Source organism: Mycolicibacterium pulveris (genome assembly GCF_010725725.1).
Taxonomy (GTDB): Bacteria; Actinomycetota; Actinomycetes; order Mycobacteriales; family Mycobacteriaceae; genus Mycobacterium; species Mycobacterium pulveris.
In genome coordinates this window covers 4,646,527-4,673,082 of sequence record NZ_AP022599.1, presented here as the reverse complement: position 1 = coordinate 4,673,082, position 26,556 = coordinate 4,646,527, and the positions used below count along the sequence as shown (strand labels likewise).

Here is a 26,556-nt window from a genome sequence, read left to right as displayed (position 1 = left end):
GCACGGGATCGTCGGAGTGACCTGTCATTGCCGCGGCAGCCCCAGAAGGCGCTGCGCAATGATGTTGCGTTGAATCTCGTTTGCACCGCCGGCGATCGTGGTAATGATTTCGTCTCGCCACACTTCTTCGAAATGTCCTGCCAGGATCCCATTCTCACCGCGCAGTAGTGCTCGAGGCCCCATCAGGGCGAGAAATGCGTCAGCGTGCTCTTGCCGGGCCTCGGTGACGGCGACTTTCAGCATCGTCGCGTCGGCGGTCGGAACACCGTGTTGGGCCAGGACGTCCATCGCATGCTCGGCGTGGCTGAACGCACCGAGGGACCGAAGGGCGATCTCGGCGATTCGCCTGCGAACCTCAGGTGTTCGCGCACCGGCGTTCTCCGAGTACCACTCGATCAGTCGGTCGGTGTCGCGCAAGAACCCGCCGGTCGGAAAGCCGGTGAGGCGTTCCAGATCCAGGGCCTCCATGATGTAGCGCCAGCCTTCGTTCTCGGCTCCCACGCGGCGCGCAACCGGAACGTGAACATCGTCGAAGTACACCACGTTCGTGCGGTGGGTGCCCAGGGTGGCGAGCTCACTGATCGAAATGCCCGGCGCGTCGGCGTCGACGATGAGAATGGAGATACCACGATGACCTGAGCCAGGCCCACCCGTGCGGCAGGCCAGCCAGATGACGTCGGCGAAATGTGCAGCGCTCGTGTACATCTTCTGCCCGTTCAAGACATATTCGTCGCCCTTGCGTTCGGCACGCAACGACAAGGCTGCCAAGTCTGAACCGGCATTGGGCTCCGAGTACCCGAGTGCGACGTTGAGCTCACCCCGGGTGATCCGGGAAAGAAACTCCTTCTTGAGCTCATCTGACCCATGCCTCAACAAGGTCGGACCGACCATCCCGACCTCGATGGACGCACTGGGCAAGCTGTAGTACTCCAGTTCCTGCTGCAACACCAGCTGGAACCGCGCATCGAGACCGGCGCCACCGTAACTGTGCGGCCATGCCAGTCCCAGCCAGCCTCGCTCACCGAGCCGACGTATGAATGCGCGCTTTTCAGGCGTATCGCCCTGCGGAAACGTTCCCTGCTTTGCGATCACGGGATCGTCGCTCTTGCACGCGAATTCCCGCACCTCGGCGCGGAAGCGGGCAAGCCCATCGGTATCACCCCGCGTGCCTGTCGCCCGTCGGATGGTTCCTGCCTTCGTCAGCTCATCCATGAAGGCCTCGAGGTGTTCAGGACGCCCGCCGCGCGACTGCTGAACGAGTTTGGCTCGGCGGCTGAAATGATGCACGTGCGACTCGGTGCAAAACCCGACGCCTCCCCATGTTTGATGGCACCGGCGCGCAACGCTGACGAAGCCATCTCCTCCGTGGGTAACGGCGGCCGCTGAGAGAAGGGCCGCATCTGTTTCGCCGGCGTCGAGGGCGGCAGCTGCGGTGAACGCAAGGTTGTTGACCTCGGCGGCCGCGATCGCCGCACTCGCGAGGTTGTGTTGGACCGCTTGGAAGGACCCGATCGGCACGCCGAACTGCACCCGTTTCTTCGCGTAGTCCGCGGTGTCTTCGATGAGTCGTTGCGATGCTCCTCCGCACCAGGCGGCGATCCGCATCCATATCGGCCATCGGGCGTCTCGAACGTCGTTCCAGTCGCGGGTGAGTTGGGTGGCACGTGCGCCACGGAACTCCACCCTCCACCACCAGCGGCCTACCATTGCGTCCATCGGCGCGATGAGAACGCCATCGTCGTCGGCTGCGACGAGCTGCAGCGAAGTATCCGATCCTGTCGAGCTCCGCACAATGAAATGCGTTGCCACATCGGCTGCTTCCACAAACACCACGTCGCCGAAGACTCGATCGTCCTGCATCCGAACCGGCGACACGGTGTTCGACCAACATCCGGCCTCATCGGCAACGGCCAGAACGGGCCGCATCGCTCCCGCAGCGACGGCACCGACGTACTTAGCCCCGGTACCCGCGCACAGCAGCACCTCGGTGGCGTCCCACACCGTCATGATCGGATCGGGACAAAGCACTCGGCCCAGCTCCGCCGCGATGACAGCGACGTCGACGTTGGAAGCCCCGGACCCACCCGCGTGCTCCGGGATGAAAAGACCGGGGAGGCCGACATCAGTCAGCTTCTTCCATCGGGTGTCCGTCGTCGCAGGTCTCGATCCCCGCTCAACATCATCGAGCAATTCGCGAGATACCAGGCGGGCGAGTAACTCTCGCACAGATTGCTGCATCTCTGATTGCTCGGTGGTCAGTGCCACGACAACCTCATCTCGAATCCAGAATTCATTCCGGATCCTCTGTGTGCAGTTCGTCAGTACCTTGCGGAACCCGCAAGGGCTCAGGGCCGCGGGGTCATCGCCGCCTGGAAAGCCTCAGCGATCTCAGCCTCACGAGACGGGTCGAATTGCATCTTCTCCGGGTCGAACGGCGGTGTGGTCAGATCAACCACCCAGCACTCGCCGGTGGTGTCGGCACCGAAGTCGTGAAGCACGCCAGTGGGAATACTGACGATATCGCCTTCTTCGAGGCGCACGATCGTGCCCTCGATCCACACCAACGCCGTGCCCTTGATGACCACCGTGTAGTGGTTCGCGTCGGGATGAGTGTGGGCTCCGGTGCGGTTACCCGCATTCACCACTGCGTACAAGCAGTGCACGCTGTCGTGTCGTGCCACGTCCCAGATCTTCCAGAGGTCGCCGGACGTCTGTGGGTCGAGCGCGTCGGGTTTCGTGGCTCCCGCCTGGTAGTCGCTCAATCGCCAGGTCTTGGGCTCGTAGGCCATCGCAATCCTTTCGTCCGCCCGGTCTGCCGCCGGAGCCTACCTTCTGTTACTGTAACAATAATTCTAAAAAGAAGGGGCCCTTAATCTATGTCGATCTGCGGCCACACACAACATGCGCCGGCGACACGTCACTCGGTCGCGCTGATCGGCGGCCGCAAATCCGTCGGTCTCGCAACCGAGTTGACGGCGCTCGAGATCCCGGTGATCGCAGTCGCCAACACAGGCTCGGACCGAGGTACCCATCGACCCGACGTCAGTGCCTTTCGCGCTGCATCACTTCCGGTTATGGCCGTGACCGATGACCCCAATCCGACGACCGTCGTGGTGGCCGGCCTGGGTGAGCTGGCGGCCGACGCCTGGGTCGCGGATGGGCGACCGGGGCGGCTGCTTGCTGTGCGGCTGGCGGGACGTGCTCGAGCGCGACCGGACACCGTGAACGCTATCTTGCAAGCGGGTGCGACGGTACTGGGCCCCGACGACGCAGATCTCGTGATCGATCCGGTTCTGAAGGTGTTGGCGGTGTCAAAGGTCCGATTGCCCCGACCTGTCATAGCGGTCGGTCACGGACATCACCGGTTCGAAGGAACGGCTGACGTCATGGTCGAGGTCGACGCCGACCCCACGGCGCAGGCACTGGCAGTTCGCGACGCCCTACAGACGGTGATGGCTTCGCACGACACTCACGCGCAGACCGGCGCCGAAGCGCGGACGTCGTGAGGCATCGCCTCGCCGCAAACAGCCAACCACCTCATGACACGACGAAGGGGATTCATGAAGGCGCTCTATGCGGAACAGTTTGCACCACAGGATCCGCTCGCGGGCTTGTGTTTCGGCGACCGTCCGGAACCGAGCCGCAGCGAAGGGCACGAGATCGTTCGCGTCGTGGCGGCCTCCTTGAACCGCCACGACCTGTGGACCCTTGCGGGCGTGACGATGGTGCCGTTCGATCCACCGGTCACCTTGGGTTGTGACGGCGCGGGCATCGATCAGAATGGGCGCGCAGTCACCATCTTTCCGGTACTCGGCCACGGCCCGAAGTTTCAGATGCTCACCGACGGAGTAGACGGCACGCTCGCGGCTTTGGTGAAAGTTCCTGTCGCGAACGTGGTAAGGAAGCCCGAGGGTCTGTCCTTCGAGGAAGCTGCCTGTTTGGGAACGACGTGGCTGACCGCTTGGTCCGCCCTGGTCGGGAGGGCGCGCCTGCAGGACGGGGAGCGTGTTCTTGTCCAAGGGGTATCCGGTGGGCTGTCGAACGCGGTCATCGCTCTGGCACGCGCGCTGGGTGCGCACGTGACCGCGACTTCTCGCACCGAGCAGGGCCATATTCTTGGGCTCAAGTTGGGCGCCAACGAAGTCGTGGCGCCGGGAACTCCGCTGGCCGATCCCGTTGACGTCGTCATCGACTCTGTGGGTGCCAAGACGTGGGGTCATTCGTTGCAGTCGCTCGCTTTCGGCGGCCGGGCGGTGTGCCTGGGTGCAACCAGTGGGCGGATCGGTGAAACCCACCTGCGTACGATCTTCGCGAACGAGTTGGAGATCTACGGTCACAAGATGGGGACTGAGGAAGAGTTTCGGGCCCTCTGCGACTTTGTCGAGTGGCGCGACCTTCATCCGTTCATCGGCGCGCACGTCGATGGTCTGGAAGCCGGCCAGGAACTCTTTCGCAGGTATGCCCGCGATGAAATCGCCGGAAAGGCGGTTGTCCGCGTCGATCCGGCGCTGGCGCCACGACGAACGGCAGACGCACAGATGTGAGCCGGCGATCCGACCGTGTTCGTCGGGCGGGATCACCGCCGAAACCCGACGTCGCGTCGCTACGATAAAGCGACTCCGCGTGGGAAACACCACGACCTGTGTCTTACGTCGAAGGAGCACGTCGGTGGCAGACTCGACTCTCCGCAGCACAACGCGCGTCGCCGGATTCGAGGATCCCGAGCTGGATTTTCAGCTGCTGCGCCAGCTCGGGGCGGCCGCCTACGGTGGGGCGTCCGTCGGCGAGTGCCTGGCCGCAGCTGCCCGGATCCGCAGGGCCGGCTCGCACAGCTGGACCGATGTCTTCGCCGAACTCGGCGACAGACAACACAGCGATGCCCAGCGACTGGCCGCGCTCGGACACCGCTTCAGTGCGCGCGATCGCTACCTGCATGCGGCCAACAGCTACCGCGCAGCGGAGTACTTCTCGCCGTTCGGCACGGACAGGCATGTCGAGTTGGGCCTCGCCAGCCGTCGCGCGTTCCTCGCCGCCATGGCCGAAAACCGCACTGACATCGAGGAGTTGTGGCTTCCGTGGCAAGGGCAGCGGCTGCCCGGCTACCGGTTCGTCCCCGAGAACGCGGCCGAGGGCGGGCCGACGCTGATCGTCACGAGCGGATTCGACGGGACACTCGAGGAGACATACTTTCAGGTCGGCGCGGCGGCACTCGAGCGTGGCTTTCGGGTGCTGCAGATCTGCGGGCCGGGCCAGATGGACACCGCGCGCACCGAACCGACGACATCGTTTGTTCCGGATACCGAAAGCTGGGTGTCGGCGTGGATCGACGTCGCGCTGGAGCAGCCGGATGTGAACCCCGACCGGCTGGGGCTACTCGGCATCAGTTTCGGTGGCTACTTCGTGCTGCGGGCCGCCGCCCACGAACCCCGCATTCGCGCTGTGGTGGCGAACTCCCCCATCGTCGACCTGCGGGCCTATCTGGTGTCGTTTGTGGCAGGCATGGGCGGAGACCCCGAGGAAGTACTGACACCCGAAGAAGACTTCAGCCTCGACGACATCGATCAGATCCCGGATGCGGAAATGCCGCCCCCGGTCAAAGAGATGTCCCGATCGTTGATCCGGCGGTTCGGACAAACGACGTTCCTCAACGCTTTTCACTACCTGCGGGAGTTCAACCTCGACCCGGCTTCGATCCGCTGCCCCGCCCTCGCGCTGGTCGGGTCCGGCGAGGGCGGCGAGCCGTTGCGCCAGTACGAGGTGTTCGCCGAGCGATCTGGCGGCCCGGTGACCCAGCGGATGTTCACCCCGGACGAAGGCGCCGACACTCATTGCCAGCTCGGCAACCTGGTGTTGTCGAACGCTGTGACGCTGGACTGGCTGGAGGACACCCTAGGCCGATAGCGATCAGCGTGTCCGGTTGGTTTCGCTGTCTGACCTCGGGATCGGAACGCCCGGCCCTGGACAGTCGAAATTGGTGCCAGGACCACAGACCCCGCCAAGCCGCCACGGCTGTTCCAGGTAAACCGGCGACATCTGCGAGTGCAGCGCGTACAACTGGTACGGAATGTTGTAGGTCAACAGGATCGAGAGTTGACACATCCCGACGATCGCGAGAAGTCGGAAGAAGGTCTTGACTCGGTCTCCGACATGGAAAGCCTCGATTCCGCGCTCCGGTAAGGAACGGCCGCGGTCGTCGCGAAAGAAGTGCACACACGCCAGGAACACGTATGTTCCTGCCCAGCTGACCGTTTCGTACACGGGGAACTGATGATCCGTGCCCGCGAACAGACTCAACGAGGGAATGACGCTGCCGTAGCTGAACAGGTTCGTTCGGGTGATGAATGATTCCAGCACCAAGTCGAAGGCGCAGAATGCCAGATAAGTGACAGCGATCAAGTTCAACTTGCTGATTCCGGGGCGGCGACGGGTGAGCCAGCCCATGAACTTCGACCCGGCCATCGCCGGTATGGCGACGAGCCAGAAGTACGCGGTGCCCGCCCACAGTGATACCGGCACCAACTCGGCATGCGGATAGCTCCATCCCGGGATGTGCGAAAGCCAACTTCCGAAGTTGATCGATGTGGTGCTGTAGAGGAACTGATAGCTCGTCCAGTTGATCCAGGGTTCCTGAAAGAACATCAGCCCGCAGGCGATCACGAACAGACCATCGAAGGAGAAGCGCCCCGTTCTCAACTTCGGTCGTACCACGAACGTCCAGATGATCATCACGGTGCACACCAGCGCGAAGACTTCCCAGCCGCGCATCAGCGCGACGTACCAGTCGGGCTCTTGGCCCCGGCCGATGGTGTTGGTGTTGAAGTCACCGCTGACAATCCAGGCGGTCCAGCAATAGGTGATCAGCGCGAGCCAGGCGCCACCGTGAATCACCCACAATGCGGCCCGGCTTCGCTGGGTTACCACGTGGTCTGGAGCGATGACCGTAGTCGCCGGCGACATTTCGAGCTGTCCTTTACGGCCGGGGCATCGGTACGCCTGGACCGGGGCAGGTGTTGCCGTCGGACCCCGATACGCACATGTCGTTGATCATGTAGGAGGGGTAGCCTTCGGGGAACGGGTCAGACTGCACCGCGAACCACTGTTGCGGAATCATGTAGAACACCAGGAATGCCGCATGGACTGCGCCGAAGATCGCGCAGAAGCGCACCAGCTGCTTGCCCTTGGTGCTCAATCGCAGTGTGTCGATGCCGCGTTCGACGATGGTATTTCCGCGGTCGTCACGGAAGTAGCTGAGCGCCGCGATCGCGCCCAGCCCGAGCCCACCGAACAGGATCGTCTCCGACAGCGGCAATTGGTAAGTGCGGCCTGCGAAGAGCGTTATGCCTCGGATCGCGCCCGGATAGGCGTACAGCCCGGTGCGAAGCAACAGGGTCTCGATGATCGTATCGACAATCGTCAAACCGACGATGATCGTTGCGATAACGCCCAACGTGCCGAGGTTTGGCCAGCGGGACTTGGCTTTTCGGATCAGCCAGAGAATGAACACCACCTGCGAGAAGACCAGCGCGGTGTATCCGGGAATACAGACCAGAAGCGGTTCTGGCAGGTTGTTGGCGTTCGGGCTGATCCAGGTCGGCCATGCACCGTTGGCCCACGCGCCGCGGTTGATCAAATGCGAGTTGTAAAGCAGCGACACCGACGTGTAGTTCATCGACATGTCCCAGAAGAAGATCATGGCGCCACTGATGGCCAACATGCCGTCGGTGGTCAGCCGCCCTTCACGCCACCACGGCCGCACCACCCAGAAGTACATGCACACGGCGGCCGCAATCGGTATGGCTACCTGGATAGCTACGTAAAGCGCGTGCTGGCCGGCCGTCAATTGGTCAGGGCCAGGAGGAGTCGACTTGAAGTTGGGTCCGAGCACCCAACGCAGCAGCACGACGGCTTCGAACGTGATGAACGTGGCGCCAACCACTGCCCACAGTTGCACCGGACTCCAACGCCGCGTCGTGTCGCGTATCTCGGCAGGAAGCCGTGACGGAGCCAGATGCCGTCCGTGTGTCGTCATCGCACCGCCCCAAATTCCTCGATGCCGGAGCGGGCCTTTCTGGCCGTGGCGGTGAGCAGCGAGCGGCGCATCACGACGAAGATCGCAATGAACCAGGTGCAGAACACCGTCAGTGGAACCCAGAATCCGAGTACACCGTTCCAGGCGAATGGCCCGGTCTTGAAGAAGAACAACATCTGATCGGGCAGGAACAGGAGGAAGGTCATGACGCTCTGGTAACCAAGCCAACGCGGGAACACGCGCTCGGGTCGTGAGTCAGTCAATGCCACCACCGCGACCACCGCGAACATCGGCATGATCAATGACAGACCACCGATGAACTGGAGCCAGGCGATGTCGTTGAGCAGATATGTCAGTTCTGGAGATCGTTCCGATGCTCGCCATGAGCTGATAAGCCACCACAGGGGCGGATAGAAGGTCAGCATGGCGTTGGCGTACCCAGCCATCGTCATGGTGCGGGTGAGCGGACCGTTGCGGCCCTCGAACCGGGAGACGAAATCGGCCATCGTGGCGGCGAAGGGCAGGAACACGGCGGCTGCCCACATCACGATCACCATGCCGATCCGAAGACTGACCACATCGTCTCGGAAGAACGACGCGATCTCCGCTGCATCGGCAGACGGCTCATGCAGCGGCAGGAATCCCCCTATGAGCCACCAGCCGGTCAGCAGCATGACGATATAGGCGATTCCGCACCACGCGCCGAGTAGAGTCGTCCTGCGGTTCGCGGCCTCGTTCAACGCTCGCCTCTGTGGTCAATCGTCGCAGACTGATAGCCAGCGTTCATACATCCTCCGGTATTCCCGCATAGCGCCAGGTCGGCATAAGATTGCACCGCGAAAGCGCCATCACAGGAAATGTAGCGAGACGCCGAGGTGGACGTAATGACCCATCCGGTCACGGCGGGGACCAAACCGGTCGGTGTGTGGCGAACCCCCGAGGAATCCCTGTCTGATGCAAGCCATCTGCTAACGATCGCTCATGATTCGAGCGCGGTCGCACGGCTTCGACCGGCGAAGATCAATTTCTATCTCAAGGTGGCCAACCGGTTGGGCTTCAACAGCGAGGAGGTGCTCGCTGGCTCCGGAGTCACCCCGGAGAATCTCACCGATCCGAGACATCTCATCGAAGTGGCCGATTACATCCACATCGTCGCGAGGATGCACCAGCTGTGCGATTCACCTTCCCTGGCCTTCACGTTGGGCGAGCAGCTGACCCTCGGCGACCTGGGCATTCTCGGCTACACCGTCATGACGAGCCCAACATCAGCTGAGGCGACGAAACTGTGGTTTCAATACATCTCGGTCTTCTTCGGCGGTCTGGTCGGATTTGCGTGTGAATTGGTCGGCGATCAGCTTTTGCTTTCGTATCTGCCGGATTCACGCATCCCGGATGCGTTGCTGCAGTTCTCGATCGAGGAGAGGATCTGTTGCGACATGGCCTTACAGCGTCTGATCGGCATCCCGGAATTTCCCGTCGATCGGCTGACGTTGACATACTCGCAACCTCGTCACGTTGATTGTTATCGCGACCTCATCCCGTGCCCGATCGACTTCGACTCGAAACGAAACACGATGCTGCTCAGCAGCAACGCGCTGGCCATCCCATTGAAAGGCGCTGACCCGGAAACGCATCAACACTGCCTGAAATTGCTCACAAGTGCACACGTGTTCGCGAATGCCGGCTCGACATTTCCCTACCGGGTCCGAGCGATTCTTCACGGTAACCCGCAGCTGGGCATCGATGACGTTGCCCGTATGCTTCACTGCACCCCTCGCACCTTGAACCGAAGGTTGGAGAAGGATTCACTCAACTTCAGCCAGATCCAAGCCGAAATTCGGCTGGAAGTTGTCGAAACACTGCTTTCAACAACGGATCTCGACTTCCGCGCGATTGCGCGTCAGGCCGGCTTCGCGGATGCGCGAAGCCTGCGCAGGTTCTTCAAGACCCGCACCGGCATGACGCTTCAACAGTTCCGGGACGACTGTGCCCGGAACCACGCGAGAATGTCCGCCGGGGTATGACTGATGGGCCGCAGCACCGTGGTTCACTGCAGCCAGTCGTTGCCCGCCAGGTCGAGTTGCCCAGCATCCAGGCTCGGTGTGATGCCGGATTGCGGTGCCAGACCGTGCTTTTCGAGTACCGATCGCAGCGTTTCAGCGGCGTCGATGTTCAGCGGGCTTGACACCCACATCGCATACGGCAGGTTGATGAACCGGCTCTCACGGACCGCCTTGAGGTTTCTGCTTGCCAGGTTGCTTCGCAGCACCTCGATCTTCTCCTCGACCGACTGGCCAGGATAGTCGACGAACACGATGAGGTCGGGGTCGGCGGTGGCGATCCGTTCCCAACTCACGGTCGTCCAGGTGTCCTGAATGTCCGCGGTGGCGTTGCGTGCGCCGGCCACGTCGATGATGCCCTGCGGCCCGCCGAACACACCCGACGAGAAGATTGTGTCGGTGCCGCTGTCGAACACGAAGACCATCGGCTTGTTCTCGGGCTGCGGCGCGGCACGCAACCTTTCCAACCTTGCGGCTATATCGTCGGCGGCCCGCGCGCCCTGCTCGGCGTTCCCCGTGATGGTGCCGATGTTGCGCAGATCGGTGTCGAGTGCAACCCACGGATCCATGGTTCCGCGGACGGACTGCCCCTCCATCTGCCTGCACGCCTCGGACAGCTGATACACGGCGATGCCGTGGCCCGCCAGGATCTCCGGGGTGATACCGCGCTCTTCTCCCATCCCGTAGTTGTATCCGGCGAAAAGCACCTGAGGCTTCGCCCCGACGATGTTCTCCAGCGTCGGCTGCGCGGGCGCCACCTCGTTGAGATCGTCTACTTGAGAACCGAACTCGATGCGCAGAACGTCGACGTCGCGGGCCATCGAGCTGACGGCGACCATCTGCTCGCGCGCCCCGGCGGCCAGCGCGATCGCGATCATCCCGCCGTCGTTGACGAACAAACGTTCCAGTGGCTGCTCGAAACTGACCTCCTCGCCGCAGTTGGTGACCGTCACCGTGTGGGTGGCCGCCGCGGGGGCGTTCGGCGACCCGCAACCGGTCACCAACGCCAGCGCCACGCCGACGACAGCCGGTCCAGCCAGTCTCCGTACCACTGTCATACTCCTCATCGTTGGCGCACCGCCGGGTGGGCGTGGGTGAGCAGAAGGTGAGACCTGCCCGTCGTCGGATGGGCGACGACATCGCCTGCGACGTCGAACACTTGCCACAGCAGGTCGGAGTCCAGAACCTCGGTGGGGGGCCCGTGGGCGACGAGGCCGCCGTCGGCGACCACCGCGACGGCGTCGAAATGGCGCAGTACCAAATCCAAGTCGTGCATCGCGGCGACGACCGTGCACTCGAGATCGTCGAGTACCTGCATGAACCTCAGCCGCCATGCCGCGTCGAGATGGTTGGTGGGTTCGTCGAGCACGAGCACCGGCGTCTGCTGAGCCAGTGCCCGTGCAAGCACGACACGGTGGCGCTCACCGCCCGACAACTGCGTGCAGGACCGGTCCCCCCACCCACCCAGTCCGACCGCGGTCAGGGCGTCGTCGACGATGTCCCGTTCCCCGATCACGGTGCCCGACCACGGATTTCGATACGGGGTCCGGCCCAGCCCGACCGCCTCGGCCACTGTCAGCTCGCCCGACGGTCGCTCTTCCTGCCCGACGACGGCGATCGTGCACGCCCTGCGCCGAGCCGGCATCCGGTACAAGTCCTCGCCGTCGATCCGGATCATTCCCTCCACAGGCGCATCGAGACCCGAAAGCGCCCGCAGCAGAGTTGTTTTGCCCGCGCCGTTCGGGCCGACCACCGCCAGCCGGGTCGCGGCGGGCACCATCAGATCGACCCCGGCCACAACGGTTCTTGAGCCCCGCCGGCACGCGACCCCGTGAGCGCTGAGGACAGCCGCACTCATGAGCTGTTACCGAACTCGTATCGGCGGCGGCCCATCAGGAACAGGAACACCGGCGCGCCGATGAGCCCGGTGACGATGCCCAACGGCATCTCCCGCGGTGCGGCCATCTCCCGCGAGATCACGTCGACCCACACCAGGAAAAGCGCTCCGGCACAGACGGTCACCGGTAGCATCGCGCGATGTGTGGCTCCCACGATCAACCGCGCCGCGTGCGGCACGATGAGCCCGACGAACCCGATGCCCCCGGCCACGGCCACCAGCACCCCGACGAGCACCGCCTGAATCGCGAACAGCGCGTTGCGCAACGCGCGCACCGGCACGCCCAGCGACGTGGCCGTGTCCGCTCCTGCGGCGTAGGCGTCGAGCCACGAATGGATCAGCAACGCCCCGACCAGAGAGATCACCACCACCGTGCCCGCGAGTGGGATCTTGGCCCACGTCGCTCCGGCGACGCTGCCGAGCAGCCAGAACATCACGCTTTCGGCCGCGTGCGGGTCACCGGCGGTGAACACCAGCAGCGACGAGCACGCCATGAACGCCGAGGACAGCACCACACCCGACAAGATCAGGCGCAGCGCGGTAAGCCCGCCCTGGGCGCGGGCCACGGCGTACACGGTCAGCGTGGCGACCACCGCGCCCAGCAGCGCGCCCCCGGACAGCGCCCAGATGCCCAGCGCCGACAACACGCCCAGCGTGATCACCGCCGTCGCCCCCACGGCCGCGCCCGCCGACACACCCAGCAGATACGGTTCGGCCAGCGGGTTGCGGACGAGCGCCTGCATCAGCGCACCGGCCAGCGCCAGGCCCGCGCCGACGATCGCCGCCAGTATCGAGCGCGGCAGCCGCAGGTCCCAGATGATGACGTCGTATCCCGCGTCGACGGCGCCTCCGGTGAGGCGGCCGGCAACGGTACGCCACACGTCGGTGAGCGCGATGTCCTCGGCACCGAAGGCGACGGACACCACGACGCTCGCCGTCGTGAGAACGGCGAGTACGGCCGTCAGCGCCAGGAACGGCGCGCGCCGGACCGTGGGAACAGTCGCCTCGTGGGCGCGACCGGAAATTCTCTCGGTGACGGTCACGGGCACAACGTCCCGATCCGACACCGTGGCCAGGTGATCAGCAAGCCTGCCTCATTACGCCGGGGGTATCTGAACGCGAGATACCGGTGGACTCAACGAGAACGGCAGGTCTTCGGACTCGGGATGTTCCGGACTCGACGCCTTCCCGGAGGCCCGCGTGGCCTCCAGTGACCTGTGTCGAGTCCAACTCCCATACCGCTGCGCGCCAGTCCCGGATTCTCACCGGGTTCCCTGGCATCCGCGTGTGGCACGGATGCGACCGCCCTCAGCGGCAGAGCCTATCAAGGTCCGCGATGCGCGAAAGTTGCCCATCATCGATCTGCAGCAGCTAACCTCTGACAATCGACTACACCGCGGTGAGCTGGCAGGCGAGCCGCAATCGTCTCTCGGGGGTAAACATGATCAGACTCTTCGCGGTCGCCGCGGCAACCGCTGCGCTGACGTTCGTCGCGGTTCCGATCGCCGCCGCGCAACCCGATCCGAAGATTCCCAACGGCGAGGCCAATTGGTGCCCGGGCGGGCAGAAGTCAGGACAGGGCGGGACACGGTATTGCTTGGGCGAACCGTTCCCCGATGGCTCGTTCTACTCGCAGACATGGAGCTTCGGCGCGGGCGGCCCGTTCGCACCGGGCTCCTGGCACCGCACGGCGTCCTGCAGCGCGATGGTCAACGGGCAGATCCAGGGCGGTCTGCCCTACGGCGGCGTGCCCGAGTGCGGCGGCGGCCCGCGCGTCATCCACTTCTAACGCGCCGCGTAGCGCAGGTAGACGACGCCGGTGTCGAAGGTTCGCGCCTCCTGCAGCTCGAGTGCGATCTGTCGGTCCAGCGCGGTGAAGTAGGGTTTGCCGCCGCCGAGGGCCGTCGGGGCGAGGAAGACGCGATACTCGTCGATCAAGTCGTGCCGTATCAACGTCGCGGCCAGGTCGGCGCCGCCAACGGCCAGCGGCTCCCCCGGCTCCTGTTTGAGCCGCGTGACCTCGGTGACCGGATCCGCGGTCGAGAGCGTCGTGTTGCCCTCGACCTCCGTCAGCGTGGTCGAGTACACGATCTTGGGCAGCTTCTGCCAGATGCGGGCGAACTCGTGCGCGTATTGCGGGGCGTCCGGCTCGCGTTCCTCGAAACCCTCCCAGTAGGTCATTACCTCATACAGCCGTCGCCCGAGCAGATGCCCGCCGAGCCCCCGCACCGCGTCGTTGTGGAACCGATGCAGCTCCTCGTCCGGCACCGCCCAGCCGTCGTGCTCTCCGCGCGGCGCTGAGATGTAACCGTCGAGCGAGGCGGTCATCGAGTAGATCAGCTTGCGCATGCGCTGGTTGCCTCCTTTGAAAGGTGTCCCCACTGATGACCGTCGGGCAGAGCGGAACTCATCGCGGTGCACCTTCGATAGATTCCACTTCAGGAGGCGTCATGCACATCGACACGGACGTCGCGGTGATCGGCGCGGGCTTGGCCGGCTTGGCGGCCGCCCGCGCACTGCGCCGCGCCGGCGTCGACGTCGTCGTCTTGGAGGCCCGCGACCGCGTCGGTGGGCGCACGTTGAACCACCGCCTCGGTGACCCGTTCGGCGACACGGTTGTCGAGGTCGGCGGACAGTGGATCGGGCCCAACCACACGCGCATCCGCGCCCTGATCGACGAGCTCCGCATCGCCACCTTCGACACCCACGATGCCGGTGCCAAATTGTGGGAGCACGACGGCCGCGTCCGCCGGTACCGCGGCGAGGTGCCGAAGGCGGGACCGATGCAGCTGGCCGACGTGCAGATCGCGTTGACGCGGCTGGAGCGGATGGCGCGTCGGATCGATCCCGCGGCGCCGTGGTCGGCCAAGCGGGCACTGGAGTGGGACCGCCAGACCGTCGCGTCCTGGGTGCAGCGGCACGTGCGGACGGCGCTGGGCCGCTCGTTCATCAACCTGGCGTGCGAAGCGGTGTGGGCCGCCGACGCCGCCGACCTCTCGCTGCTGCATCTGCTGACCTATTGCAGCTCTAATCATGGTTTGACACAACTTATTTCGACGCGAGGCGGGGCTCAGCAAACCCGCATCGTCGGCGGGGCGCAGGCGATCTCCACAGCGCTGGCCGCCGAGCTGGGCGATGTGGTGCACCTCGGTGTCGCGGTGCGCTCGATACGGTGCCGCGACCGCGTCGAACTCGATTCGGAGGCTGCCACGGTGCGGGCCAAACGGGTGATCGTGGCCATGAGCCCCGCGCTGGCGGGCCGCCTCAGCTACGACGAACCGTTACCTGCCGACCGCGACCAGCTCACCCAGCGCATGCCCAACGGCTCGGTGATCAAATGCATGGCGGTCTACGACGAACCGTTCTGGCGCGCCGACGGGTTGTCGGGTCAGGGGGTCTCGCTGAGCGGGCCGGTGAAGGTGTTCTTCGACAACTCGCCGCCCTCCGGTAAGCCCGGCGTCCTGCTCGGCTTTCTCGAAGGCAACCAGGCGCGCGAGTTCGCCCGCCTCGACCCGGCGGCCCGGCGTCGCGCCGTCGTCGACTGCTTCACCCGGATGTACGGGCGGCGGGCCGCTCAACCCGTCGAGTATGTCGAAAAAGTCTGGGCCGCAGACGAATGGACGCGCGGTTGCTACGGCGCGTTCCTGCCACCCAACACCTGGACGACGCACGGGCACGCGCTGCGCGAACCCGTGGGGCCGATCCACTGGGCCGGCGCGGAGACGGCGGTCGAGTCGATGGGCTACATGGACGGCGCAGTGGCCTCGGGTGAGCGCGCGGCGGCCGAAGTGCTTGCCGCGCTCTGAGCGGAGCGCGCCCGCCTTAGGGCCATTGGTCCCTCAGAGGTCCTGCTTTGGTCCCTAGAGTTTTTCGCGCCCGGTCGGCATAACTGAAGACATGACTCTACGTTGGTATCGACGCCCCCGAATGGTGGTTCTCAAACCCAGTGACTCGGTGCTCGAAGCGGCTCGTGCCATCGAGCACAACCGCATCGGCGCGGTGGCTGTCCAGCAGGACGGTCGCCTGGTCGGCATCGCGACGGATCGCGACCTCACCGTGCGCGCGTTGGGCCAGGGACTCGACGCAGCCTCGACCAAGATCTCCGAGGTGATGACGCCGAACCCGTTAACCCTTTCGCCGCGCGACGACACCGCCGACGCGTTGCGGCTGATGACAGAGCGCAACGTGCGACGCATCCCGCTCGTCGAAGGCGAGCGAATCGTCGGCATGGTGACGCTTGACGACCTCATCCTCGACGAGGCCGCTCCCCTCGAGGAGCTCGCCGAAGTCGTGGAGGCTCAGATCGGCGAGGGCGGTCCCGCCGACAGCGAGCGGGCCCCGGGACGTCGGCGCAGCCTGGTGCGCGCCGAAACCACGCTGAACCGGCTGGTAAACCTCGTCCATGAGGAAGCCGGCCTCGACGACCGCGACCAGGCGCGCGCGGCCCTCGACGTCGTCGTCTCCTCGCTGGTTCGGCGGCTCAACGCGGGTGAGGCCAAGGACTTCGTGTCGCAGCTGCCGTCGCTGCTGAAACCCCACGTGCGCTCGTTACCGCCGGGCCCGGACCGGTCGGTCACGCAGGAGTCCATCGAGGCCGAGCTCGTCGCGCGGGCGGGTATCGATGAGGCCAAGGCAACTTCGGTGTTCGTCGCGGTGGCCAACACCGTCCTGGACAGCATCAGCCCCGGGCAGGCCGAGCAGGTGCGCAGCCAGCTGCCGAAGGAGCTGCAGAAGCTCTTCGAACCCGGTGTCTGATCGGTCGCTTCACTCGTAGTTGAGTTCGGCGATCGGGAATTGCCGGGTGCTGAAGTCGATCTGCGCGGCCGGGTTGGCCACCGCGGTGACCAGCCCCGTCCCGAAGGCGCCCCGATGGTCGAACAGCGTCGCGGTGCCGACGGAGATTCCGTCGGCCACCCAATGCGAGTCGGCCTGAACGACGAGCCAGTCGTCGAGCGGGAGCCTGGACAGCGCCACCGTCAGGTCTCCGTTGATGTAGCCGATCCCGTTGGTGCCGAGGTTGGTCACCAGGCTGGTCGATTCCGCGGTCATCACCGCCCGCACGAACGGGGTGTTCTTCTCCCCCGCGACGACGGCGATTCCGTCGTTGAAGAAGCACTTGCGCGACGTGTTCTGATGCGCAGCCGGTGAGCGCGTCCAACCGGCCTCCTCGCTGCCGACGTAGGGCAGCACGTCACCGTCCGGCACCGGCGGGTCGGGCACGGTAACGGGCGCGGTCCACTCCTCGCCGGGCGGTGGTGCGGAGCGGCGGTACTGCAGCAGGGTGGCTCGGGCCACAGTCTTACCCTCTTGGCGCACATCGCATTCCGCGCTGCGCACTCGGCGACCGTCGCGCACCACGCGCACCTCGACGGTGGTCAACACGCCACGCGCGGCCCTGAACAAATCGGTCGTCAACCGCGCGGGCATGAACTCCTCGGACCCGCAGTGGTTCTCCAGTACCCGAGCGACCAGACCGACGACCGCCGGACCGTTGAGGTGATCGTCGCCCCAATGGCTCTGCGCAAAGCGCGTCGGTAGGAATGCGCCGTCGTCGGTCAGCGTGAAATGCGCCGGTTCCGTGCTCATTTGCGGATCTTCGCACAACCGCCGACGACGGCCCCGGTCAGGTGTTGCGCCCGCCGTTGACGCCCACGATCTGGCCGGTGATGTAGCCGGCCTCCTCGGAGACGAGGAACGCGCATGCGGCGGCGATGTCTTCGGGCTTACCCATTCGGCGCACGGGCGTGGCGTCGATCGTCGCCTGGATGTCGCCGAGGTGTCCCGCGGCTTCGGCCTTGCGCAGCATCGGGGTGTCGATGAAGCCGGGCGGCACGGCGTTGACGGTGATTCCGGCCGGTCCGTACTCGAGCGCCAGCGTCTTCGTCAGCCCGTTGACCGCCGACTTGGCCGCCACGTAGTGCGCCATGTAGGGCGCACCGGAGTGGGTGCTCGACGACGACACGTTGACGATGCGGCCCCAACCGGCCTCGATCATGTCGGGCAACACGGCCTGGGTGCAGTGAAAGACCCCGTTGAGGTTGACGTCGATCACCTTCTGCCAGTCCTCGAACGTGATGTCGGTGAACCGCTTGAACCCGTCGAGCCCGGCCGCGTTGACCAGGATCGCCACCGGGCCCAGCTGCTCGCGGATGGCCGTCATCGCGGCGTCGACCTGGGCCCGGTCGGTCACGTCGACCCGGTGCGCGAACTCGTCGTCGCCGGCGGCCAGGTCGAGGATCGCCACCCGGTGCCCGTCGGCGCGAAGCCGCTCGACCACCGCGCGTCCAATGCCCGATCCACCTCCGGTGACGACCGCCGTCTTCATTCAGTGTGTTCCTTCCACTCTTCGAGGATGTCAGGGCGCAGATCGGCCCGACCGTAGAAGTTAGCCGCCCACCAGCAGGGTGCCGTCCCCGGTGCGGCGGACGGCGGTGCCGAACCGGCGGCTCGCCTGTTCGAGCGTCGTGCGCAACCACTCGGCGTCGTCGCGGAGCACGTGTTCCAGGCGCATCCGCCGCGTGCGCATCGGGGTCATCCGGAGTTCGGCGAGCTGGCCGCTGGGCCGGTCGATCGACGCGAAGTACAGCAGCCGCAGGTCGGGGCGGAAAACCTCATAGCCGCCGATGCCCTCGTAGTCGTCGATCGTGTCGCCGCAGCCGTACAAGATCAGCTTGCCGCGGTACACCTCGATGGGACGCGGGTGATGCGAGGAGTGGCCGTGGACGACGTCGACACCCTCGTCGATCAGCCGGTGCGCGAAGCGGACCTGTGCGGGGTCGATCTCGTAGCCCCAGTTGGAGCCCCAGTGTACCGAGGCAATCGTGATGTCGCCGTTGCGGTTTAGCTCCAGTACCCGACCGGCGAGCGCGGCGGCGGCACGGTCGGACAGGTCGGTCAGCAGAGCGACTCCGGGACGGTCCGCGGCGGCGGCCCAGCGCGCCGGGATGCCGCTGGTCACCGACCCGACCGACGCGATCACCGCATGCCCCGCAACCTTCGCCGGCCGGATGGCCTGCTCGACGTCCGAACCCGATCCGGCACAGCCGATCTTCGCGTCGGAAAGCGCGGCCAAGGTGTCGGCAAGTCCGCGATAACCGAAGTCGAGGACGTGGTTGTTGGCCAGCGCGCAGACGTCGGGTCGCGCCGCGGCCACGCACCCGATGTTGGCTGGGTGCATGCGGTAGTGCACGGCTTTCCCCGGTGCGAACTGGCCGCTGGTGGTGATGCTGGTTTCGAGGTTGATCAGCCGGATGTCGGGACGGTGGTGGTCGAGAACCTCGAGGGCCTCACCCCACGGATATGCGAAGTCGGCCGGGGCGGGTATGGGGCCGTTGACACGCTCGGCGAGCGACACATACCTTCGCGCGTCCGACACGACGGCTTCGCGCAACGTCGGATCGCCGGGATGCGGCAGGATCTGGTCGATCCCGCGCGCGGTCATCACGTCGCCGGTCAGGAAGACGACGGCTTCGGTGTCCGACCTCGACGCCACCACACCAGTGTCCGCCGGTTTTCGCGACTGTGCGGTTTCATACGCGACTCGCCGCGGCAGGCGTATGAGATCGCACAATCGCGGTCGTTGAGTGGCGGCGAGGCCTGTGGATAACCCACCCGGCGCGGCCCTACGCCGTCGGTGCCCGGTGCGAGCGTCTCGGCATGCAGACAATCAACTGGCCATTCCGCGCCGACGAGGCCCTCGCGACCGGCGCCATGACGTTTCGCGAACTACGGCGGTTTCACACCGCGATCTATCCAGGCGTATGGGTGCCGCGAGGAGTCGAACCCTGCGCTGACGAGCGTGCTCGCGGTGCCTGGCTGTGGTCACGCCGCACGGGAGTGATCGCCGGGCTGTCGGCGTCAGCCGTGCTGGGCGCCAAGTGGATTGAGCCTGGCCTTTCCGCGGAGCTCATCCATACCAACCGCCGGCCGCCACGGCTCCTGACCGTCCACACCGACCGGCTCGATCCCGGTGAAACGACACAGATCGCCGGCGTGCCCGTGACGACTCCAGCTCGCACCGCCTTCGACCTCGGTAGGTGGTTGCGCCTTGACGAGGGCGTGCAGCGCATCGATGCGCTGATGAACGCGACAGATGTGAAGGTCGACGAGATCGCGGCCGTCGCGCAGCGGCACCCCGGGGTTCGGGGGCTGAAAACCCTGCGCATCATCCTCGATCTGGTCGACGGCGGGGCCGAGTCACCGTACGAGTCGCTGACACGGCTTCTGCTGGTGCGGGCGGGCTTTCCCCGGCCTCAGACCCAGATTCCGGTACTCGACGCATACGGATTCGTCGTCGCGCGCATCGACATGGGTTGGCCCGAATACCTTGTCGGCGTCGACTTCGAAGGTGCGCACCACTGGACCGACGCCGCGCAGCGGAGCTGGGACGCCGAGCGTTACACCCTGCTGCCGGAGCTGGGCTGGACCGATTTCAGGCTGACCAGCGGGATGCTGCACAACTCGCCGCAGCGGTTCCTGGACCGTGTCGGCGCCGCGCTGATCGCGCGTGGCTGCCCTAAGACGTGGTGACTGTGCGATCTCATACGCTCGGCGCGGCGAGTCGCGTATGAAACGGCACAATCGGCGCAGAGGCGCTACGGGCGGCGGGCCCGCACCACCCACACCGCACGTCGCCCGGCGTCGTTGCTTTCAATCACCGCGTCGCTGAAACCGGCCGCATGACATTGCGCGGCAAACGATTCGGCCTGCTGACGGGTCCAGCCGTGGCTGGCGAACCCGGTCGCGCCCGGCTCCGACTGGCGCTCGATGGCGAGCAGACGCCCACCCGGGGCCAGCACCCGATGCGCCTCCCGCAGGCCCGCGGTGACGTCCTGCCAGTGGTGCACGGTGGCCAGCGACCACAGCACCGTCGCCGACTCGTTGCGCAACGGGATGTTCTCCGCGGTCCCCTCGACCCACGTGACGTTCGCCGACTTGGGTGTGACCGCCCGTGCGATGCGAAGAAACATCGACGACGGGTCCACTCCGGTGGCCCGCGCGCCGCGGCGTGCGGCAAGTCGAACCGCGGTTCCCGGCCCGCAGCCGATGTCGACGACGTGGTCGTCCTCCGTGACCCCGGCGAGGTCCGCCGCGAGGCGCGCGTTCTTGCGCCCCATCAACAGAAACACCACCCCGCACACCGCCGCCATGACACCGGAGAAGCCCGGATGGTCCGCGTGATGGTTGACCGGCAATGCTCCAGATGTGTCCATGGGTCCAGCTTGCCGCAACCGCTCCCACGGCCAGGTCATCGCCGCCCACACGGTGAACACCAGAGTGGCGGCCACCACCAGGTACCACGGCCACGGCCCCATCACATCCAGCAGCGACGGCGTCGAGGGTTTGCCGTTGAGAAAGCCGTAGTTGGATCCGGCGATGGTGTTGAACGTCATCGTGATCGCCACCCACGCCAGCGTCACCGCCAGCACGACGCGGTAGCTGCGCCAGCGCGGCCGCATACCCCGGCCCCAGGTGAGATAGATCGCGGTCGACACCACCACCAGATGGATCGCCCAGAACGCCAGGAACCGGTAGTGCGGAAAGTCGGGACCGGTCAGCGCGGGTGAGATCAACGCCTGCGCGCTGAGCACCAGCCCCCAGTAATAGGTCACCGCGTACGCCCAGTGCTTCTGCGACCACAATGCGTACGCGGTGACGACGGTGGCCAGGTCCGTCAGCTGCAGCGGCATCGACCACCGCACGTCGAACGGGACCAGGCCGTAGACCAGCACCCCCGCGTAGATCACCGCCGTGACGGCCCCGAGGACGCGCCCGAACCGACGGGATTGCTGCTCGCTCTGCCGTCGCCCCAGCCGCACCAGCCACACGGCGCCGACGACGAACACGGCCAGCACGGCCCAGTGCGACGGCCCGTACGCGGTGAACTCATGTTGTGCGGTGATGCCACCAGTTTGGCCGACCCCGATCTCGCCCGAGGGGGCCACGCGACTGTGAGCGCCGCCGCACGCCCATAATCGCGAGAACCGAAGACGAGCTAACGAACGGAGTCGGCGTGGTGGGAGCGGACGCGACGCGCCCGGCGGCCCCCGGGGACCCGCCGGTGCGGTCGCCGCGCATGCTGGTGGCCGGGCTTTCGGTGGTGGTCATCACCGTCGCCGTGCTGCAGACGGCGGTCGTCCCGGTGCTGGGCGTCATCGCCGAGCAACTCCACGTCTCCACCATCGGTGTGAGCTGGGCGGTCACCGCGAACCTGTTGGCGGCGGTGGCCGCGACGCCGTTGGTCGGGCGGCTGGCCGACCTGCACAGCAAGAAACGGGTGCTGCTCTGGGTGCTGGGAATCGTGCTCGTCGGCTCCGTACTGGCCGCCACGACATCCTCGCTGGCGCTGCTGATCGTGGGCCGCATCCTGCAGGCGGCCTCCTACGCCCTCTACCCGATCAGCATCGCGATCCTGCGCGAGGAGTTGTCGCACGCGCGGCTGATGTCGGCGATGGCGGTGATGTCGGGCGCGTTGGGTTTCGGCGGCGGTGCGGGGCTCGTGGTGGTCGGGCTGCTGATGAGCGGCGACGCCGGCTATCACCGGGTGTTCTGGCTGACCACGGCCTTCACGATCATGGTCATCGCGATCGTGGTGGTTGTGGTCCCCCGCCGGCCGCGCAGCACGACCGGAACGATCGACTGGCTGGGCGCGGCCGGGCTGGCCGCCGGCCTGTCGGCGGCGCTGCTGGCGATCACCCAGGGCTACACGTGGGGCTGGGCATCGCCGGCCACGCTGGGCTGCGCGGCATTGGGCGCCGGTCTGCTCGTCGGCTGGTGGCAGTGGGAACGCCGGTCCCGGCAGCCGCTGGTGTCGACGGCGATGCTGGCACGACGCCCCATCCTGCTCACCAACCTCGCCACGATCTTCGTCGGCATGGGGTTGTACTTCGCGTTCCTGGGCTTGACGCTTTTCGTCCAGATCCCGAGGGAGACAGCCGGTTACGGGTTCAGCGCCACCGTGCTGGAAGCCAGCGTCGTCTACCTGTTGCCCGGCGCGGTCACCGGATTTCTGGTCGCGATGGCCAGTGGCAGGTTCATCGACCGGTTCGGCGCCCGACCAGTGCTCATCGTCGCAGCGGTCGCCGGGATCGCGGGTTTCCTGTTCGTCGCGTTCGCCCACTCGCAGGCCTGGCAGGTGATCGTGGCCGGCATTCTGGCCAACGCCTATATCAGCCTCGGTTACGGCGCGCTGCCCGCCCTGGTGGTCAGCGAGGTCGACGCAGGCGAGACCGGTGTCGCCACCGGCATGAACGCGATCGCCCGCACCATCGGCAGCTCGACGGCGGCCGCCGTGGTCGCGATGCTGCTGGCACGCACGATGGCCGGATCCGATGTGCCGGTGAAAAGCAGCTACGTCGCGATCTTCATCGGCGGTGCGCTCACCGCCGCCCTGGCGCTGATCCTCATTACGTTCACGGGAGGACGCGGACGGCGCGCGGAAACCCTGGACGCGCAATATGAAACGAGCGCCATGCGTCACGAGTGGGGCTAGCGCAACGCCGCCAGGTTGGTGACCGACTTGCGCACGTCGGATTCGACGACCTTCGCGACCAGGTTCCCGATCCTGGTGTTGAGCAGACCGCCGCTCAGTTCGGCCACCACTCGAAAAGTCGTCCCCGGGTCATGGCTTTCGACGTGCAGGCACAACCGGATGCAGACGCCGCCGCGACCCTTGCCGATCAGCTCGATCAGCTTGGGTTCGTCGTAGCGCGTCACACGCCAGTGGATGACGTTGCGGAAGCCCTTGACCTTGATCAGCGACGACACACATGTGCCCACCTCGATCTCCGACGGCACGTCGCTGCGCCAACCGCCGAAGATGGTCAGCCATTCGTCGAAGCGCCTCAGGTCTGAGGCCAGCACCCAAGCCCGCTCGGGGCTCAACTCCGACGACACCGCCACATCCACCGTTGCCATGCCCATTGCACTACCCGGTGACGCGGGCGGGGTAAACGAACCAGCCCGTCGGCCGCGGGCTTGGTGGATTCTTTGGGCACATCCGCGACCGACGAAGGATTCCATTGTCGTTACGTAAATTCGTTGCGGGATCGCTTGCGAAGGTCCGGCTGATCGGCGATTGTTTACCCACAGCTTTCAGGCTGTACTGAGGAGGATCCCGCTGCCCGGCTCACACACCACCGCGGTAGACAACCCGGCGGGACACGACGGTGCGGCCCGCGCCACGGGTGGGCCGGTCATCGAGATCGACCACGTCACGAAACGGTTCGGCCACTACATCGCCGTCGTTGACGCCGACTTCGCCATCGCATCCGGGGAGTTCTTCTCCCTGCTCGGACCGTCCGGGTGCGGCAAGACCACGACGCTGCGGATGATCGCCGGCTTCGATGCCCCCACCGAAGGCGCGATCCGGTTGGAAGGCGTCGACGTGTCGCGGGTGCCCCCGCACAAACGCAACGTGAACACGGTGTTCCAGCATTACGCGCTGTTTCCGCACATGTCGGTGTGGGACAACGTCGCCTACGGCCCACGTAGCAGGAAAATGGACAAGGCCCACGGAAAGGGCACGGTCCGCAAACGCGTCGACGAATTGTTGGAGATCGTGCGGCTCACCGACTTCGCCGAGCGCAGGCCCGCCCAGCTGTCCGGTGGCCAACAGCAGCGCGTGGCGCTGGCCCGCGCGCTGGTCAATTATCCGAGCGCGCTGCTGCTCGACGAACCGCTCGGCGCGCTCGATCTCAAGCTGCGTCAGGTCATGCAGTTCGAACTCAAACGCATCCAGCGTGAGGTCGGGATCACGTTCGTCTACGTGACTCACGACCAGGAGGAGGCGTTGACGATGAGCGACCGGATCGCGGTGATGAACGCCGGAAACATCGACCAGATCGGTACGCCCACAGAGATTTACGACAAGCCCTCGACGGTGTTCGTCGCCAGCTTCATCGGCCGGGCCAACCTCTGGGCGGGCACCCGGACCGGTCGCGCCAACCGGGACTTCGTCGAAGTCGACGTGCTGGGAGCGACGTTGAAGGCCCGCCCCGGTGACACCACGATCGAACCCGGGGGTCACGCGACGCTGATGGTGCGTCCCGAGCGCATTCGGGTGTCGATGGACGCCCCGACCGGGGATGTGGCAACGGTGGGCGCGACCGTCACCGACCTCACGTTTCAGGGGCCCGTCGTGCGGTTGTCGCTGGCCGCCCCCGACGGGTCGACGATCGTCGCGCATGTCGGCCCGGAACAGGATCTTCCCCTGTTGCGGCCGGGAGATCACGTGCACGTGTGCTGGGCGCCCGACGCATCGCTGGTTCTTCCGGCCGCCGACATTCCCACCGCCGAAGACCTCGAAGAGATGCTCGACGACACCTGAGCATCGATCCGCCTGTTCCCCCTCGCCCCTCGACGAAAGGCGCCGCAGTCATGCCGTCTCACCACGACGCACTCGACCCCCGGGTGCTCGCGCGGTCCGCGACGAACCGCACCTCGCGGCGCCGCTTCATCGGTGGGAGCGCCGCGGCCGCCGCCGCGATGGCGCTCGGCCCGTCGTTCCTCGCGGCGTGCGGATCCGAAAGCGGCACTTCGGAAACCACCACCCAGGCGGGCGGACCGGCCGGCGGCACCCTGCGGATCTCGAACTGGCCGCTGTACATAGCCGACGGCTTCATCGCCGCGTTCCAGGACTCCTCGGACATCACCGTCGACTACAAAGAGGACTTCAACGACAACGAGGAGTGGTTCGCCAAGGTCAAGGAGCCGCTGTCGCGCAAGCAGGACATCGGCGCCGACCTCGTAGTGCCCACCGCGTTCATGGCGACGCAAATCCGTAACCTCAACTGGCTCAACGACTTCACCGAGGGCGGCGTGCCCAACAAGAAGAACCTGCGGCCGGACCTGCTCGACGCCCAGATGGACCCGGGCCGAAAGTTCAGCGCGCCCTACATGACCGGCATGGTGGGGCTGGCGTACAACCGGGCTGCGACCGGACGCGACATCACCACGATCGACGACCTGTGGAATCCGGAGTTCAAGGGAAAGGTGAGTTTGCTCTCCGACGTTCAGGACGGCCTCGGCATGATCCTGCTGTCCCAGGGTGGCGATCCGGCGGCGCCGACGACCGAATCGGTGCAGAAGGCGGTCGAGGTCATCCGGGACCAGAAGGACAGGGGCCAGATCCGCCGCTTCACCGGCAACGACTACGCCGAGGACCTGGCCGCGGGCAACGTGATTATCGCGCAAGCGTATTCGGGCGACGTGGTCCAACTGCAGGCCGACAACCCTGACCTGCAGTTCGTGGTCCCCGAGTCCGGCGGCACCGACTTCCTCGACACCATGGTGATCCCCTACACGACGCGAAACCAGCCGGCGGCCGAGGCGTGGATCGACTACGTGTACGACCGGGCCAACTACGCCAAGCTGATCGCGTTCACCCAGTTCGTGCCTGTGCTGTCGGACATGACCGACGAGCTCGACAAGATCGACCCGGGGTTGGCGAAGAATCAGCTGATCAATCCGTCGCAGGCCACGATCGACAAGATCACCGCGTGGGCCCCGCTGGCCGACGAGCAGAAGCAGGAGTACGCGTCCATGTACGCAGCGGTCACCGGCGGCTAGCC

25 protein-coding genes, 1 pseudogene and 1 riboswitch are annotated in these 26,556 nt (G+C 65.8%); of the genes and pseudogenes, 11 read left to right on the top strand and 15 right to left on the bottom strand.

Annotation, left to right across the window (positions count from 1 at the left end; translation table 11 throughout):
• Positions 1–24: 24 nt before the first annotated feature.
• Together G6N28_RS22640 and G6N28_RS22635 are read right to left on the bottom strand one after the other, a co-directional pair.
• Positions 25–2,265, bottom strand: a complete 2,241-nt coding sequence (locus G6N28_RS22640; RefSeq protein WP_163904213.1) for an acyl-CoA dehydrogenase family protein — start codon at positions 2,263–2,265, stop codon at positions 25–27.
• Between the two features lie 80 nt (positions 2,266–2,345).
• On the bottom strand, positions 2,346–2,789 hold the full coding sequence (locus G6N28_RS22635; protein WP_163904212.1) for a cupin domain-containing protein: 444 nt from the start codon (positions 2,787–2,789) through the stop codon (positions 2,346–2,348).
• Between the two features lie 87 nt (positions 2,790–2,876).
• Between G6N28_RS22635 and G6N28_RS22630 the strand changes: the two genes are divergently transcribed.
• From G6N28_RS22630 to G6N28_RS22620, 3 genes are all read left to right on the top strand, one after another.
• A complete protein-coding gene (locus tag G6N28_RS22630) occupies positions 2,877–3,506 on the top strand; it encodes a CofD/YvcK family protein (protein WP_163904209.1) in 630 nt (209 codons plus the stop codon).
• Positions 3,507–3,560: 54 nt separating this feature from the next.
• Complete coding sequence (locus G6N28_RS22625; RefSeq protein WP_163904207.1) at positions 3,561–4,544, top strand: zinc-binding dehydrogenase; 984 nt, start codon at positions 3,561–3,563, stop codon at positions 4,542–4,544.
• Between the two features lie 124 nt (positions 4,545–4,668).
• The gene (locus tag G6N28_RS22620) at positions 4,669–5,901 is read left to right on the top strand and encodes an alpha/beta hydrolase family protein (protein WP_163904205.1); all 1,233 of its coding nucleotides are present in this window, start codon (positions 4,669–4,671) and stop codon (positions 5,899–5,901) included.
• A 3-nt stretch (positions 5,902–5,904) separates the two neighbouring features.
• Here the strand turns inward: G6N28_RS22620 and G6N28_RS22615 are convergent, their stop codons facing one another.
• The 3 genes from G6N28_RS22615 to G6N28_RS22605 all read right to left on the bottom strand — a co-directional run bounded on the left by G6N28_RS22615 (position 5,905) and on the right by G6N28_RS22605 (position 8,769).
• A complete protein-coding gene (locus G6N28_RS22615; protein WP_163904203.1) occupies positions 5,905–6,957 on the bottom strand; it encodes a spirocyclase AveC family protein in 1,053 nt (350 codons plus the stop codon).
• Between the two features lie 13 nt (positions 6,958–6,970).
• Positions 6,971–7,885, bottom strand: a complete 915-nt coding sequence (locus G6N28_RS22610; RefSeq protein WP_163904201.1) for a spirocyclase AveC family protein — start codon at positions 7,883–7,885, stop codon at positions 6,971–6,973.
• Between the two features lie 140 nt (positions 7,886–8,025).
• On the bottom strand, positions 8,026–8,769 hold the full coding sequence (locus tag G6N28_RS22605; RefSeq protein ID WP_163904199.1) for a hypothetical protein: 744 nt from the start codon (positions 8,767–8,769) through the stop codon (positions 8,026–8,028).
• 144 nt (positions 8,770–8,913) lie between these two features.
• On the opposite strand from G6N28_RS22605, the gene G6N28_RS22600 reads away from it, so the two are divergent.
• A complete protein-coding gene (locus G6N28_RS22600) occupies positions 8,914–10,053 on the top strand; it encodes an AraC family transcriptional regulator (protein WP_163904197.1) in 1,140 nt (379 codons plus the stop codon).
• Positions 10,054–10,076: 23 nt separating this feature from the next.
• Here G6N28_RS22600 and G6N28_RS22595 read toward each other — a convergent pair whose 3' ends face one another.
• From G6N28_RS22595 to G6N28_RS22585, 3 genes are read right to left on the bottom strand one after another with little or no spacing between them, the layout of a single operon-like run.
• Positions 10,077–11,147: an ABC transporter substrate-binding protein gene (locus G6N28_RS22595; protein ID WP_163904195.1), complete on the bottom strand. Its 1,071-nt coding sequence runs from the start codon at positions 11,145–11,147 to the stop codon at positions 10,077–10,079.
• 5 nt (positions 11,148–11,152) lie between these two features.
• The gene (locus G6N28_RS22590; protein ID WP_163904193.1) at positions 11,153–11,947 is read right to left on the bottom strand and encodes an ABC transporter ATP-binding protein; all 795 of its coding nucleotides are present in this window, start codon (positions 11,945–11,947) and stop codon (positions 11,153–11,155) included.
• Positions 11,944–12,957, bottom strand: coding sequence for a FecCD family ABC transporter permease (locus G6N28_RS22585; protein ID WP_179962231.1), 1,014 nt, complete (start codon positions 12,955–12,957; stop codon positions 11,944–11,946). Before G6N28_RS22585 ends, G6N28_RS22590 begins: the two co-directional genes overlap by 4 nt.
• A gap of 158 nt (positions 12,958–13,115) precedes the next feature.
• A riboswitch (cobalamin riboswitch) is annotated at positions 13,116–13,308 on the bottom strand.
• A 119-nt stretch (positions 13,309–13,427) separates the two neighbouring features.
• Here G6N28_RS22585 and G6N28_RS22580 point away from each other — a divergent pair.
• Positions 13,428–13,775 carry a hypothetical protein gene (locus tag G6N28_RS22580; protein ID WP_163904190.1) on the top strand — a complete coding sequence of 116 codons (348 nt, stop codon included), beginning with the start codon at positions 13,428–13,430 and terminating at the stop codon, positions 13,773–13,775.
• Here G6N28_RS22580 and G6N28_RS22575 read toward each other — a convergent pair.
• Positions 13,772–14,335, bottom strand: coding sequence for a dihydrofolate reductase family protein (locus G6N28_RS22575; RefSeq protein WP_163904188.1), 564 nt, complete (start codon positions 14,333–14,335; stop codon positions 13,772–13,774). The two genes, G6N28_RS22580 and G6N28_RS22575, sit on opposite strands and share 4 nt — an antisense overlap.
• 101 nt (positions 14,336–14,436) lie before the next feature.
• On the opposite strand from G6N28_RS22575, the gene G6N28_RS22570 reads away from it, so the two are divergent.
• A complete protein-coding gene (locus tag G6N28_RS22570; RefSeq protein ID WP_163904186.1) occupies positions 14,437–15,792 on the top strand; it encodes a flavin monoamine oxidase family protein in 1,356 nt (451 codons plus the stop codon).
• 121 nt (positions 15,793–15,913) lie between these two features.
• Positions 15,914–16,741, top strand: coding sequence for a CBS domain-containing protein (locus G6N28_RS22565; protein ID WP_235674659.1), 828 nt, complete (start codon positions 15,914–15,916; stop codon positions 16,739–16,741).
• A 9-nt stretch (positions 16,742–16,750) separates the two neighbouring features.
• Here the strand turns inward: G6N28_RS22565 and G6N28_RS22560 are convergent, their stop codons facing one another.
• Genes G6N28_RS22560 through G6N28_RS22550 form a run of 3 tightly spaced genes read right to left on the bottom strand, consistent with a single transcriptional unit; the run spans position 16,751 to position 19,478 of the window.
• Positions 16,751–17,572 (bottom strand): acyl-CoA thioesterase domain-containing protein, encoded by an 822-nt coding sequence (locus G6N28_RS22560; RefSeq protein ID WP_163904184.1) that lies wholly within the window; start codon positions 17,570–17,572, stop codon positions 16,751–16,753.
• Between the two features lie 37 nt (positions 17,573–17,609).
• Positions 17,610–18,311, bottom strand: a complete 702-nt coding sequence (locus G6N28_RS22555) for an SDR family NAD(P)-dependent oxidoreductase (protein ID WP_163904182.1) — start codon at positions 18,309–18,311, stop codon at positions 17,610–17,612.
• 60 nt (positions 18,312–18,371) lie between these two features.
• Positions 18,372–19,478, bottom strand: a complete 1,107-nt coding sequence (locus tag G6N28_RS22550) for a CapA family protein (protein ID WP_163904179.1) — start codon at positions 19,476–19,478, stop codon at positions 18,372–18,374.
• A gap of 164 nt (positions 19,479–19,642) precedes the next feature.
• Between G6N28_RS22550 and G6N28_RS22545 the strand changes: the two genes are divergently transcribed.
• On the top strand, positions 19,643–20,515 hold the full coding sequence (locus G6N28_RS22545; protein WP_163904177.1) for a type IV toxin-antitoxin system AbiEi family antitoxin: 873 nt from the start codon (positions 19,643–19,645) through the stop codon (positions 20,513–20,515).
• A 65-nt stretch (positions 20,516–20,580) separates the two neighbouring features.
• On the opposite strand, the gene G6N28_RS26880 is transcribed toward G6N28_RS22545, so the two are convergent.
• Together G6N28_RS26880 and G6N28_RS26875 are read right to left on the bottom strand one after the other, a co-directional pair.
• A complete protein-coding gene (locus G6N28_RS26880) occupies positions 20,581–21,198 on the bottom strand; it encodes a class I SAM-dependent methyltransferase (protein ID WP_179962230.1) in 618 nt (205 codons plus the stop codon).
• Positions 21,199–21,216: 18 nt separating this feature from the next.
• Positions 21,217–21,888, bottom strand: a pseudogene (locus G6N28_RS26875) (YwaF family protein); the annotation flags it as partial.
• A gap of 173 nt (positions 21,889–22,061) precedes the next feature.
• Between G6N28_RS26875 and G6N28_RS22535 the strand changes: the two are divergent.
• Complete coding sequence (locus tag G6N28_RS22535; RefSeq protein WP_163906554.1) at positions 22,062–23,477, top strand: MFS transporter; 1,416 nt, start codon at positions 22,062–22,064, stop codon at positions 23,475–23,477.
• Here G6N28_RS22535 and G6N28_RS22530 read toward each other — a convergent pair.
• Positions 23,474–23,902, bottom strand: coding sequence for a type II toxin-antitoxin system Rv0910 family toxin (locus G6N28_RS22530; protein WP_163904175.1), 429 nt, complete (start codon positions 23,900–23,902; stop codon positions 23,474–23,476). The genes G6N28_RS22535 and G6N28_RS22530 overlap by 4 nt on opposite strands.
• Before the next feature lie 319 nt (positions 23,903–24,221).
• Between G6N28_RS22530 and G6N28_RS22525 the strand changes: the two genes are divergently transcribed.
• Together G6N28_RS22525 and G6N28_RS22520 are read left to right on the top strand one after the other, a co-directional pair.
• The gene (locus tag G6N28_RS22525) at positions 24,222–25,313 is read left to right on the top strand and encodes an ABC transporter ATP-binding protein (RefSeq protein ID WP_456093983.1); all 1,092 of its coding nucleotides are present in this window, start codon (positions 24,222–24,224) and stop codon (positions 25,311–25,313) included.
• Positions 25,314–25,363: 50 nt separating this feature from the next.
• Complete coding sequence (locus G6N28_RS22520; RefSeq protein WP_163904173.1) at positions 25,364–26,554, top strand: ABC transporter substrate-binding protein; 1,191 nt, start codon at positions 25,364–25,366, stop codon at positions 26,552–26,554.
• The last annotated feature ends 2 nt before the right edge of the window (positions 26,555–26,556 follow it).